Origin of the sequence: Bacillus sp. SG20033 (assembly GCF_044570195.1) — a bacterium.
In the GTDB taxonomy this organism is placed as follows: domain Bacteria; phylum Bacillota; class Bacilli; order Bacillales; family Bacillaceae; genus Bacillus; species Bacillus subtilis.
The window spans coordinates 773,642-785,742 of sequence record NZ_CP172606.1 but is presented as its reverse complement, the minus strand read 5'-3'; the positions used below and the strand labels follow the sequence as shown (position 1 = coordinate 785,742).

15 protein-coding genes are annotated in these 12,101 nt (G+C 45.4%); 5 read left to right on the top strand and 10 right to left on the bottom strand.

All coding sequences use genetic code 11. The features are described from left to right. The first annotated feature begins 41 nt into the window (after nucleotides 1-41). On the top strand, nucleotides 42-1,112 hold the full coding sequence (locus ACFVP7_RS04025) for a DUF3900 domain-containing protein (RefSeq protein ID WP_326354370.1): 1,071 nt from the start codon (nucleotides 42-44) through the stop codon (nucleotides 1,110-1,112). A gap of 162 nt (nucleotides 1,113-1,274) precedes the next feature. Here the strand turns inward: ACFVP7_RS04025 and ACFVP7_RS04020 are convergent, their stop codons facing one another. Together ACFVP7_RS04020 and ACFVP7_RS04015 are read right to left on the bottom strand one after the other, a co-directional pair. Further along, nucleotides 1,275-1,625, bottom strand: a complete 351-nt coding sequence (locus tag ACFVP7_RS04020) for a hypothetical protein (RefSeq protein WP_038829579.1) — start codon at nucleotides 1,623-1,625, stop codon at nucleotides 1,275-1,277. Between the two features lie 91 nt (nucleotides 1,626-1,716). Beyond that, the gene (locus ACFVP7_RS04015; protein WP_283934142.1) at nucleotides 1,717-2,826 is read right to left on the bottom strand and encodes an FAD-dependent oxidoreductase; all 1,110 of its coding nucleotides are present in this window, start codon (nucleotides 2,824-2,826) and stop codon (nucleotides 1,717-1,719) included. A gap of 162 nt (nucleotides 2,827-2,988) precedes the next feature. Here ACFVP7_RS04015 and yetL point away from each other — a divergent pair, with 162 nt between their 5' ends. After that, entirely contained in the window at nucleotides 2,989-3,492 is a 504-nt protein-coding gene (gene yetL / locus ACFVP7_RS04010; protein WP_038829581.1) for a transcriptional regulator YetL, read from the top strand. A 23-nt stretch (nucleotides 3,493-3,515) separates the two neighbouring features. On the opposite strand, the gene ACFVP7_RS04005 is transcribed toward yetL, so the two are convergent. The 4 genes from ACFVP7_RS04005 to ACFVP7_RS03990 form a co-directional block, all read right to left on the bottom strand. Next, nucleotides 3,516-4,508 carry a DMT family transporter gene (locus tag ACFVP7_RS04005; protein ID WP_338732707.1) on the bottom strand — a complete coding sequence of 331 codons (993 nt, stop codon included), beginning with the start codon at nucleotides 4,506-4,508 and terminating at the stop codon, nucleotides 3,516-3,518. Next, nucleotides 4,508-5,152 carry a Bax inhibitor-1/YccA family protein gene (locus tag ACFVP7_RS04000; protein WP_015252597.1) on the bottom strand — a complete coding sequence of 215 codons (645 nt, stop codon included), beginning with the start codon at nucleotides 5,150-5,152 and terminating at the stop codon, nucleotides 4,508-4,510. The genes ACFVP7_RS04005 and ACFVP7_RS04000 overlap by 1 nt, the downstream gene beginning before the upstream one ends. Before the next feature lie 109 nt (nucleotides 5,153-5,261). Beyond that, nucleotides 5,262-5,429 (bottom strand): YezD family protein, encoded by a 168-nt coding sequence (locus ACFVP7_RS03995; RefSeq protein ID WP_077671638.1) that lies wholly within the window; start codon nucleotides 5,427-5,429, stop codon nucleotides 5,262-5,264. Nucleotides 5,430-5,583: 154 nt separating this feature from the next. Then, nucleotides 5,584-6,456 (bottom strand): STAS domain-containing protein, encoded by an 873-nt coding sequence (locus ACFVP7_RS03990; protein ID WP_029317447.1) that lies wholly within the window; start codon nucleotides 6,454-6,456, stop codon nucleotides 5,584-5,586. Between the two features lie 197 nt (nucleotides 6,457-6,653). Here ACFVP7_RS03990 and ACFVP7_RS03985 point away from each other — a divergent pair, with 197 nt between their 5' ends. From ACFVP7_RS03985 to hmoA, 3 genes are all read left to right on the top strand, one after another. Further along, a complete protein-coding gene (locus tag ACFVP7_RS03985; protein ID WP_031315514.1) occupies nucleotides 6,654-7,196 on the top strand; it encodes a hypothetical protein in 543 nt (180 codons plus the stop codon). Nucleotides 7,197-7,287: 91 nt separating this feature from the next. Next, nucleotides 7,288-7,650, top strand: a complete 363-nt coding sequence (locus ACFVP7_RS03980; RefSeq protein ID WP_003233803.1) for a VOC family protein — start codon at nucleotides 7,288-7,290, stop codon at nucleotides 7,648-7,650. Between the two features lie 103 nt (nucleotides 7,651-7,753). Beyond that, complete coding sequence (hmoA, locus tag ACFVP7_RS03975; protein WP_396583006.1) at nucleotides 7,754-8,080, top strand: heme-degrading oxygenase HmoA; 327 nt, start codon at nucleotides 7,754-7,756, stop codon at nucleotides 8,078-8,080. A gap of 36 nt (nucleotides 8,081-8,116) precedes the next feature. Here hmoA and ACFVP7_RS03970 read toward each other — a convergent pair whose 3' ends face one another. The 4 genes from ACFVP7_RS03970 to ACFVP7_RS03955 all read right to left on the bottom strand — a co-directional run bounded on the left by ACFVP7_RS03970 (nucleotide 8,117) and on the right by ACFVP7_RS03955 (nucleotide 12,093). Continuing rightward, a complete protein-coding gene (locus ACFVP7_RS03970) occupies nucleotides 8,117-8,812 on the bottom strand; it encodes a DUF421 domain-containing protein (RefSeq protein ID WP_032726686.1) in 696 nt (231 codons plus the stop codon). Nucleotides 8,813-8,886: 74 nt separating this feature from the next. After that, a complete protein-coding gene (gene lplD / locus ACFVP7_RS03965; protein WP_153530060.1) occupies nucleotides 8,887-10,227 on the bottom strand; it encodes an alpha-galacturonidase LplD in 1,341 nt (446 codons plus the stop codon). Nucleotides 10,228-10,235: 8 nt separating this feature from the next. Continuing rightward, complete coding sequence (locus ACFVP7_RS03960) at nucleotides 10,236-11,123, bottom strand: carbohydrate ABC transporter permease (RefSeq protein WP_003242715.1); 888 nt, start codon at nucleotides 11,121-11,123, stop codon at nucleotides 10,236-10,238. Nucleotides 11,124-11,136: 13 nt separating this feature from the next. Beyond that, a complete protein-coding gene (locus tag ACFVP7_RS03955; RefSeq protein WP_003233808.1) occupies nucleotides 11,137-12,093 on the bottom strand; it encodes a sugar ABC transporter permease in 957 nt (318 codons plus the stop codon). Nucleotides 12,094-12,101: the final 8 nt, after the last annotated feature.

The window sequence follows — 12,101 nt, the reverse complement described above, 5'->3', positions numbered from 1 at the left end:
CTTGAGAAGCTGTACAATACGCGAATAAGGTGAGTTTATATATGGATTTTGAAATTCGTTTTTTATCCTTTTATGTCATACAGGTGGAAGGCAAAGATGAGCAGGCGAACAAGCAGTTCAAGCACTTCCAGACCCTTGATACGGGCGAATTTGAAGAAAGCGAGCTGAAGGACTTTCTCGACGGGGAACTGAAAAAAATCGTCAAACGGAAAGCAGACCGCCATCCGCAGTCCGAGCAGGTGCCGACGAAAATCGGCCATTTTATCGTCGAGCCCGGCCACGAGCTTGATTCCAACCCAAACTACAACATGTTCAACCGCGCGCGTCTGGCGGAAACAAAAGAAGACTTCAATGAGCTGAGCGAGCAGTTCGTCCGCACGTACCTTGACACAAGCGCGGTTCGCGGCGGCGTGTTTCTCGTCGCTTCGGCTGTACCGAGAAAATACTTTGACGAGTCATTTGTCTTCATTATGAAATGTGATTTTGAGCCGAAGGTCGCCCGCATCTCTGACGCATCTTCTCTCATTAAAAAAGTCGAAATGGCGATCACGACAAAAAACATGAAAAGCATCCAATACCCGTACATGCCAGAGGAAGGAATGGTCGAGGAAGGTGAACTGAAAATCCACCAGGCCTCGCACGCCCGCTATTTTGAGGACTTTCTGAAATTCGTCGAGTACGGCGAATCGATGCCGGAAATCATGAAAAACCAGGTCATGAACATGGTGCAGGAGCACGTCTACGAGACATTTGAAGACAACAGCGAAGAGCTCAAGCAGTTCGAGCACGACATTGAAATTTGGGAAGCAAGCGAAAAACGGGAAATCCAAGAGCGCCTCGACACCCATCAAGTCATCGAAGCCTCCGCCCAAATCATCGAGCACACGCCAGAGGCCCAACTGAAAATGAAAGTCGGAGAAACAGAGATTAAGGGATTGCTAGCGGATTTTGGCGATTCTATTCATCTCGCAAAAGTAAACGGGCGCTATGTCGCGCTGATTGAAGCCGAGACGATTTCGTTTGAGAAAGGCAGTTCACCGGTGGAGTTTTATAAGCCTGAGGGGCTGCATGAGGTGATTGAGCGGATACACCAGAGGAACATAGAGCAGTAGTGATATAAATTTTTCAAATTATTTAAAGAAAGCATAGTCTATTAGATTTATGTATTTTTAAAAAAGGCAGGTAATAATATTTGTTTATTACTTTTAAAGTTAGAAATACTGAATATTTTAGAGTAACGCTGCCAGCAGTATAAATGCAGGCAGCGTTTTAATTTATCGTTTGACTATAAAAGCTGGGGTTTTAATGTTAAATTTTGCGCCAGAGGCTCTATTAGTAGCTATAAGTCTTACTCGGGCACTATTTTTCCCCTTTTTTAGTGACTTCTGATTTTTCAACTTAAACACCTTTGCTGGAGTTGAGTGGCTAAAGGAACCCTTTTTCACTTCATTTACAACCCAATCATGACCATTCCACACTTCTACTCTCATTGAGTAATCAAATGTTGCAATAGAACCTCCACCATATTTTGCTACACAATCAATCGAGGTGGCCTTCTCTGAATAAGAATCAGCATCTGTACAAATTTTCAACACATAATCTGAATAATAAGTATTACATGGCATACAAATTTCCCCTTCCTAAGAATTCATTTCACAGCACTTAAAATGTTTAAAAATACTGTGTTCATCTATAAGTGGCAAACGTATGACATTTCTAATACCCTTCCCTCAACACCGCATAGCACTCCCTAATCAGTTCTTCCGCTCCCGGCTCTCCTTTAAGCCCACGGCGGACGATTTCTGAGGATAGGTTCTGGACTTTGAGCGCTCGTGGGGCTCTTCTTTTGTAGTACGCCTGTAATGCTGTTTCGTGGTCGGCGTGTTTTTGGAGTTCTTCGGCGAGGACGATGGCATCCTCGATCGCCATTGCCGCTCCTTGCGCCAGGGTCGGCGCGCCGGCGTGGGCAGCGTCTCCTCCGATGACAACGCGGCCTTTATGCCATGGCTCCTGCACGGCGACCTGCTCCAGTTTGTTAAAGATGACAGGATGCTGTTTTGACATGTGCTTTGTGACAAAATCCAGCCCCCGAAAACCAGAAAGAATCTCTTTTACTCTATCAAACCGGGTATCTTCCTCATCCCAGTAATCGCTCGTGCAAGGCTGGAGGACGAAGACATAGCCAGCGTGTTCTGCCAATGGCACTACCCCGATTTGTGTGTCTCCGCTTCTGTACATCAATGTCGCGTCCTCAAATGTGTGATCAGGAAGTTCGATATAAAAGCGCCACGCTCCCATGCCGAGATGCTCTTTTTCCGTCTCCTTTTGCAGCATTATATCGCGAACAACGGAGTGAATGCCGTCAAAGCCCGCCAGAATGGCAGCCTGCATTTTTTCTCCATCTTCACATACGGCAGTGACCGATTCAGCTGTTTCTTGATAAGCGACAACCTTTTTCCCCCACTTGATGTCTACACCCACTGCCTCGGCATGCTTCATGAGAATGTCATTTAACGTTTTGCGCAGGATATTATTGCGTCCCGGAAGTGAATCGTCTAAAAAGGATTCACTGACTTGAAACAGCAAATTCCCCTGTTCATCAAACGTTTTAAACCATTCTGTTTGAAAGCCGTGCTTACAGCACTCTTCGAATACGCCCAGTTCTTTCAACACCGCCAGTGCGTTTTGCGGCTGAAGAATCCCCGCACCTGTTTTTCGGTTTTCTGAAGCCGCTTCACATAAGGTGACGGAAAACCCTGCCTTACGGAGAGAAATGGCCGCTGACAAGCCGCCGATGCCGCCTCCTGCAATTAACATATGTTTCATATCAATAACCACCTTTTCAGCTCTATATGTATTAGTTAGGCGCCTAACTATATTACCTTACTATGTCCCAAGAAAAGCTGTCAATCATCTCCAAGCCAAGTTGCGTTATGGTTTTCCCTCCTTTATAATCGTGTCACAACGAATGTACGGGAGCTACTTGCGATGGAATTAAAACATTTACCGAAATATAAGCATATAACAGAGCACGCCGAAACGTATGCCAATATTGACGCCGGCTCTCTTGAATTGTTTTTATCTCTTTTTGATATTTCAAAAAAAATGAATCATGTGATGGAGCATTACTTTGCTGGCCGAGGGCTGTCAGAAGGAAAATTCAAAATACTGATGCTGCTCTTTGATGCCAAGGATCATAGGTTAAGTCCGACAGAGCTTGCCAAACAGTCAAACGTCACGAAAGCGACGATTACAGGCCTGCTGGACGGGCTGGCGAGGGACGGTTTTGTCAGCCGCAGGCATCACACAGAGGATAAACGAAAAATCAGCATTGAACTGACAACGGAAGGCAAAGCACGCCTTGAGGAATTTCTGCCCGGCCATTTCAGCAAAATCTCAGCGGTCATGGAAAACTACAGCGACGAGGAAAAAGGCATGTTCGTAAAGATGCTTGGTGATCTTTTTGAAAGGCTGAGCGTGTTTAAAGACTAAAAAACCCGTCCGATCTGGACAGGCTACAGCGTCTTTTCTTCTGAAGCCGGATACGCATCCGGCTGTTTTTTCTTTATGACCGTAACAAATATGCCGCCGATGACACATGCAATGCCGATGAAATGCACAAACTCAAACGGCTCCTTCAATATCACGCCTGACAAAATGACAGCGGAGACCGGAAGAACGGATGTGAAAATGCCCGATACACCCGCCGGCACCTTCGTCACCCCGCTATACCATAAGTAAAACGCCAAAACAGTGACAAAAAGCGCGTAATACAGCACATACGACCAATCCAAAACAGTCGGCACGCTGTAATCAAATGAAGAGGCCTCAAACAAAGCAAACGGGAGAAAAAACAGGAAGCCGAAGAGCGATACGAAGGTCGAAATCGCCAGTGCCGAAATATGCGGGGATAGCAGCTTGGCCATCAATGTAAACAACGCTTCGCCAATGACTGCAGCAATGATCAGCATGTTCCCGAATAAGGCGTGCGGCGTCCCGTCTTGGCTCCCCGCTCCAAACAAATTAATCGCCATTACGCCGCAAACCGCCAGCAAAATGCCAACCAGCGTCTTTTTCTCTATTTTTTCTCTCAGCAGGAAAAAGGATAAAATACCGATCACCATCGGGGTTGTGCTGGTCAAAATGCCGCTTTCCGTTCCCGTCGTATATTGAACCCCATACAGCAGGCAAATACTGAACAAAAACACACCTGTGAATGATTGCACCAGCAAGACGAGCACATCTTTTTTCGTTAAAGCCGGTAACCCTTTTTCAATGCAAAACAGCAGCGTGAGCAATACGACAGAAGCGATCAAAAAACGCAATCCTGAGGAAAGAAAGACCGGAATCCGTTCGACCATCAGCTTGCCGACAACGACAGAGCTGCCGACGATCGCCATAGCTGCTGCCAAAGATACATATGCGCCCATTTGTTTTTTCACCAATACTCCACCTGCCTTTTTGATGTATGGCAAAAAACGCCTATCCAATGACAGGCGCTTTTTCATTAATCATCACTGCTCAAAATGCCGAAGAAGCGGAGCAGGTTGATGAATAAGTTGATAAAGTCAAGGTACAGCGATAAAGCCATAACGGGAATCAAGTCTTCCGTAATGTGGCGGTGTTTGATTTGGTTCAAATCATACAAAATGTAAAGGGAAAAGACGATGGTTCCGATCACGGAATACGCCATCATCGCCGCTGAGTTTAACGGGCTGAAAATGTTGAAAATCCCTACCACTGCGAGGGCGAGCACCGCAACCAGCAGAAATGACCATAGGAAGGATAAATCCTTCTTCATTTTTGCGCCGATTGTGCCCAAGACGGCAAAAATGACAAATGTAGAGCCAAAGGCTTCGAGCACGACATAGGCGCCGGCGATGGAAGCGTAATGGCTGACGATCGGAAATAAGGTAATGCCGGAAACGAACGCGAATGTATATACAAACGCATACCCGACCGCTTTTCTTCTGCGCATCCAGAAGGCCAGAATAATCATCGCCACTTCAAGAATAGAAAGCGGCAGCATCAAAGCGGCAGGAACAAATTGGCCGATAAAAAGGCCGACAGTCGCGATCAGCAATGTGAAGACAAAGACTGTCAAAATGCGTTGCATGATCGATTGCTTACTCTCGTGAACCGTAGCTTGCATGTCAAAAATCCTCCTAAAAAATGATCTTAAAGGTCTATTATATAAAAATTGGATGAAATATGTATATGTTTTAAGGAGAATTTAATGAAAACAAACGCCCTTTACATTATCATTTTGATTCTTTCCTTTTCAGCGAAAAACGGTGCTTTTCTATTTTCTCAATTTGGGTAATCTGAGAATCATGAACCGTAATCTGAACCGTGCCGAAATCGAGTGTTTCCAGCGAGCTGATGATTTTTTTAATCACTTCCGGATCAATCGTTGATTTAGAAACCAAAAGACCTTCCCCCCTGTTGAATAGGTTTTAATTCACAGTATTCTTATAAGAATTATAATATTATGTTTTTTTCGATAAATCAATGGTGATTTCTGTTCAAATCAAAAAAGCATATGATCACCCGGTGACGGACAATCATATGCCTGGAAACTTCCTATTTGTTTTCTTCCAATTCCTCAACAATACAGCGGACACCCATGTTTTCTAATGCCTGCTTCAGCGTACCGTACGTTTCATATTCACTAAAATCAAGCCCCAATTGAATCGATGTTTGGGCCACATCCGGGCGAATCCCTGAAAATACGGCTTTGACGCCTAATAAGAAAAGCGTTTTAGACAGGTTGTACAATTGCTGAGCCACCATGGTATCCACAATCGGAACACCCGAAAGATCAACGACGAGGCTTGTGATTTTTCTCTCGACACAGCGGACCGGCACTGTTTCTAAAATGACCTGTGCCCGTTTTGTATCAATGGAGCCGATAAGCGGCAATATCCCGATTCCATCGGCAATGGAAATAACCGGGCAGCCAAGCTCTGAGATCAGTTCCTGCTGAGATGTGAGCCTCATCAGCATGAATTTTTGGTACTGCTCGGAGAATTCAATAATCAGCTTATCGAACGATTGATTCACAATGCGGTTCCATCGGTCTGCATCCTCATTTGTCACAATCTCCTGATTCTCTTTTATAAATGTGACGACTGCGTCCCAGAATGAGATTCTTGAATTGGATATGGCTTCTACGACCTCATGAACTTGAACATCCTGCTCTACCCTGTTTTTCGCAACGTTTTGCGCCCATTTTGTCATGTTTTCTTGAAAATCGGTTTGATCCTCCAGAAATGCGCTTGCGATTGTTATATTGGTAAATGTATGCTGCTCGGTTAAAAGTGTTTTCGTTTCTTCACTTAAATGGCTGGCGGAATATAGCTCGCCTTTTAGCTGGCAACGCAAACTGAACCATTTCTCAGTAATATCCGCAGTGTTGTCTATGATATATTGATATAATAATTGATCGATATTCACGGTCTGTCTCCTTTTTCGTAATAGAAGCACTTTCATTATAAAATGATAAATCGGAATTGTGAATAAGACTAGAGAAAAATCAAATGATTCTGCTCTCTGAGAGCATTCCTGCTTCATATCCTTAGGCGAATGCACCAATAAGAGTCCGCCCGCATAAACTGCAATGTACAGTTTACAATGAGAAAGGGCGTTATCACATGTATTATGTTGATCCTTATATGTTTGCGGGGCATTTTTATGAGCCTTGGCCTGCTTTTGAATATGAATACCGATATCCATGGCCTGGCATTGGCAGCGGCGCTGTTCCGGGCTTCGGCGGCGGCTCCGGCCCTGGCATTGGCGGTGGCGCTGTTCCAGGCTTTGGCGGCGGCTCCGGCCCTGGTATTGGCGGTGGCGCTGTTCCAGGCTTTGGCGGCGGCTCCGGCCCTGGTATTGGCAGCGGTGCCAGCCCAGGCTTCGGCGGTGCGCCGCAGGGACCTCCTCCTTCCCAAATACCAGCGAAACCCCCAAAACCGCAGGGTTCTCAAGGAGCCGTTTTGTTAGTTGAACCAATCACCATTCGTCCTTGCCTTTTCCGATTTACCTATGTTTGGTTAACCAATGGCCGCTCATTTTGGTTTTACCCGATCATCCTTGGCAGAAGATCCGTCGGCGGCTTTTATTGGGATTCCTCACGTCGCCGCTGGGTTTATTTCGCCTTAGATACAAATCACATCGATGTTGTAAGCTGCTCATTTTAAAAATCAGCCGGTTTCCCGGCTGATTTTTTTATGTTACTTCGGCCGTAAACAGGTTATAGTATTATTATCTTTTCAACTTGGAGGTTTCCCTATGATCAAACAAATTGGCACTGTTGCTGTATATGTCGAGGACCAGCAGAAAGCGAAGCAATTTTGGACAGAGAAGGTAGGCTTTGATATTGCAGCGGACCACCCAATGGGACCTGAAGCAAGCTGGCTGGAGGTTGCGCCAAAAGGGGCCGAGACTCGTTTAGTCATTTACCCGAAAGCCATGATGAAAGGCTCAGAGCAAATGAAGGCTTCTATTGTGTTTGAATGCGAAGACATCTTTGGTACATACGAGAAAATGAAGACAAACGGTGTAGAATTTCTCGGTGAGCCCAATCAAATGGAGTGGGGCACCTTCGTTCAATTTAAGGACGAAGACGGAAATGTGTTTTTATTAAAAGAATAAACTGTTGCGCACGGCGGTTCGATTCCGTCCTGCGCTTTCTTTGACATTGAGAATGAATTTCATTTACAATTATTCATATGTGAGAATGATTGGAGTGAGACAAATGTTTGTACAGTTGAGAAAAATGACGGTTAAAGAAGGCTTTGCAGATAAAGTTATAGAACGTTTCAGCGCTGAAGGAATCATTGAAAAACAAGAAGGTTTAATTGATGTGACAGTGCTTGAGAAAAATGTGCGCCGCGGTGATGAAGAAGTTGTTGTCATGATTCGCTGGGAATCAGAGGATCACTGGAAGCAATGGGAAAAAAGCGATGCGCATATCGCCGGCCATAAAGCAAACAAAGGCAAACCAAAGCCTGACTATCTGATCAGCACTGAAGTGAGCATATACCATGTACGTGCTGTCAAACAAGGGACATACAATCAATAAAAAGCTTGCGCCTTGCTGCAAGCTTTTTTCTAAGAGTCATGTTGATCTGCTTTGTTCGTATGTTACGGTATACAGCGGCTTATTTTTATGCCATTCTGCAAATAACACGTCCTCCGTCTTATCAATGTTCTTCTTTTTCAATTCTTGCTTCAGCCACTGTTCATCCACACCTGCTTCCTTCAGATTATCCCGGACAATCTCTCCATCTATGATTAAAGTGATCGGCAGGGAAACAGACTTCGAAGGAATCTGCAAATCCTTATTGGTCGGTTTGTCAAAGTCGGATTTTGGAAGCACACTGACCATCCCGTTTGTTTCCAAAATCGCATATTCTACTTCTTGGATCGAAAAACTCCCCGCTTGCCTCAATAGGCTTTGCAGCTGGTTAATGTCTATCTTATTTTTCTTCATTACTTTATATTGAAGCTCTCCTTTGCGGATGACGATATTCGGCTCACCCTCCAAGAACTTTCGCGATGATTTCATTTTTTGCGTGATAAATTCAATAACATAAATCAGCACGCCCCACAGCAGCGAAGCAAAAATGATTTCTTTTATTTTGATATCATGATCGTAGACGGCATTTCCGACCAATTCTCCTAAAATTAAAGCAGAAATAAAGTCAAACGGCGTAATTTGAGAAAATTGGGTTTTCCCGAGAAGCTTTAAGATAATAAATAAAATGCCTAAACCGCAGACCAATTCTACCGCAACACTTAAATAATCTCCCATATTGATAGCACCTACTTCTTGATTATACTATCAGTATGGTCAATGGTTTCTTTTCTAAACCGGAAAAGCTCCGCTCAACGTTGCATGGTGCATTGGAGCATGTCATTGAAAAGCTGCTCTGCATCACTGCGGTCAATCCTGACAAGCGGGTCATTGAGGAAAGCTTGAAACGCGAGGCCAGTATCCTTTGTTAGACCTGCTTCCGACACTGCCTCTTGATTGGATATATGCCTAGCCGCCAGCATTTCCACACCTTTCGGAAGCGCTCCGGAAAAAATCGGCTGGACACGGTTCCTTGTGATGAATGCGTTTGTTTCGACAATGGCTTGTATAGGAAGGTTTGAGACCTGGCCTTGATTCGGCATATTTACATTTGTGACGAGTTCACCCAATCCGAGAAGAGCCGCTATGATGTTCACGCCTTCTTCTCCCGAAGCTTTCTCAGCAACGCCCCGTTGTTGCACGATCAACCATTCTGTTTCTTGTCGTTTCTCAGCTCTGTCTTTTTTTCTGAATGATATAGGTGTGAGATGAAATTTCCATACTTCAGGCTGTTTGAGGTATGGGCCGGGAAGAAACTCTGCCAGATGCCTGTCTCCTGCAGCAGGGATGGCGCCATACGTTTCAAATAAATTAAACGCAACACGGTGTGCCGAACAAAAGACGCTGTCCCTCCAGCTTTCCCCCTCCAGCTCATATCCTGATTCCCCATAGTGCGCGCTGAATTCACGGAATATAGGCAGCAGGTCAATATGGCGGTAAGAGGCTTTTGTGATCCATGTAAAATGGTTAATGCCGAGCACATTAACGCGGATATCCTCACGCCGCGGCACCTCTATCCCCAGCCTTTCCGTGACCATTTCCGCCAATAGCTTTTGCGTCCCGAATACCTCGTGGCAGCAGCCAATCGCTTTGATTCCGGGAAACACTTTATACAGCACTCTTGTACAGACAGACATCGGGTTTGTATAATTAATGACCCATGATTCAGGTGCGTAGTCTCTTATTGCCCGGGCAATTTCCGCAAATATCGGCACAGCACGCAAGCCCCTGATGATCCCTCCAGGCCCGACAGTATCACCTACAGACTGATAAATACCGCAGCGCTCAGGCAAGTGGACATCGACTTCCATATCATCCAGTGATCCCGGCAAAATGGAAATAATGACGATATCAGCGGCTGATAACGCCTTTTTCAAAGTAGAAACAGCCTCATATCTCCATCTGCCGTTCCCGCTGTGATTGCCGATCACTTCATTTTTCTGAGCGGCTTCAAAATCAAGATCATAGAGCGCCACCGTGCCTGACATCCGTTCATCAATCGACAAATCACTCATCAGGCTTCTGGCCCAGCCTTGGGACCCCCCGCCGATATAGGCAATCTTAATCTGATCTAATGTACTGATATGAAACACTCCCTTTCTCAGCCTTTCACCGAACCGATCAGCATTCCTTTTGCAAAGTGTTTTTGTAAAAATGGATAGACCGCCAAAATCGGCAGCGTCGCAATGACAATGACAGCGAGTTTAATTCCCTGCTCCGGCGGAACTGCATTTTGCATCGTATCACCATTGGTCGCCGTTAAATCCGATAAAATTGTGACTTGGCGAAGCACCATTTGCAGCGGCCATTTTGCACTGTCATTGATATATAAGAGAGCGTGGAAGAAATCATTCCAAATCCCGACCGCATAAAACAGCGCAAAGGTCGCAATAACTGGCTTTGACAGTGGCAGGGCGATCCGCCAGAAGACGCCGATTTCGGAACAGCCGTCAATTTTTGCTGATTCCTCCAGCTCGCGCGGCAGCTGCTGAAAGAAGTTTTTGATAATAATAAGGTTGAACGGATTAATCGCCATCGGCAGAATCAATGCCCAATACGTATCCAAAAGGCCAAGTGATTTTACGACAAGGTACGTCGGAATCATGCCGCCTGAAAACAGCATGGAGAAAATCACCAGATTCAACAGCAGATTCCGTCCCTTCACATGCCGCTTCGCCAGCGGATATGCCATCGTGAAGGTGAAAAACAGCTGTACAGCCGTCCCGACCACCGTGATGAAGATGGACACACCCATGCTTCGAAGGAACGTTGGTGTCGAAAACACATACTTGTAAGCATCAAGTGTAAAGGTTTTCGGGAAAATAAAGAAGCTCCGCTGGGCGAGTTCCGCTTCTGTCGCAAAGGAACCGGCGATAATATATAAAAACGGCAAAATGGTAATCGCGCCGACACCGCCGAGAAACAGAATGTTGCAGACGTCAAACACCCGTCCGGCTTTGGTGTTGTGCATCGTGTGAATTTCAGCCATACCTCTCCCTCCTCTAAAACAATCCTTCCTGATCAAACTTTTTCGCAATGTAATTGGCGCCAAAAATCAAGATAATCCCGACAACTGATTTAAACAAACCGACCGCCGTGCTGTAGCTATACGCCCCTTGGGTAATCCCCATCATATACACATACGTGTCGAAGATGTCAGCGACACTGCGGTTGAGTGAGTTCGTCATCAAATACACCTGTTCAAAGCCAAGATTCAAAAAGCTGCCGATTCTTAAAATCAACAAAACGATAATGGTGCTTCTGATCGCCGGCAGCGTAATATGCCACATTCTCCTGAACCGCCCCGCTCCGTCCATGATGGCCGCTTCATACTGCTCTTGATCAACCGTAGCAAGCGCTGCCAAAAATAGAATCGTTCCCCAGCCTGTTTCCTTCCAAATGCTTTGCATCACAATCATCGGCCGGAACCAGTCTGCATCCGACAAGAAAGAAATCTGCTCACCTGTCAGGCTCATGATCATTTTGTTGATCACACCTGTATCGACAGTAAAGAAAACGAAGGTGATGCTGACCACAATTGTCCATGATACAAAATGGGGTACGTAAATGAAGGTTTGGATACATCTTTTATACACGGCCTTTCTTACCTCATTCAAAAGCAGGGCTAAAATGAGAGGCGCGGGAAAGGCAAACAAAAGATCCAGGCTCGCCAGCATGAGGGTGTTGCGCAGCAGCCGGAAAAAATCCGGATTCATAAAAAAGTCTTTGAAATAATCAAAGCCGACCCATTCGCTTTTCCAGAAGCCAAGATATGGCGAGTAGTCTTTAAAAGCGATCAGCACGCCCCACATCGGCAAGTATTTAAAAATCAAAAAATAAAGCAGACCGGGAATAAGAAGAAGATAAAGCCATTTGTCCCGTTTGAGCGCAGCCATCCAGCTGATGCCTTTTCCAGCGGTGAGAACAGGTGAATCTCCCTTCTTCGGCACTGTTTCCATATCTGTTC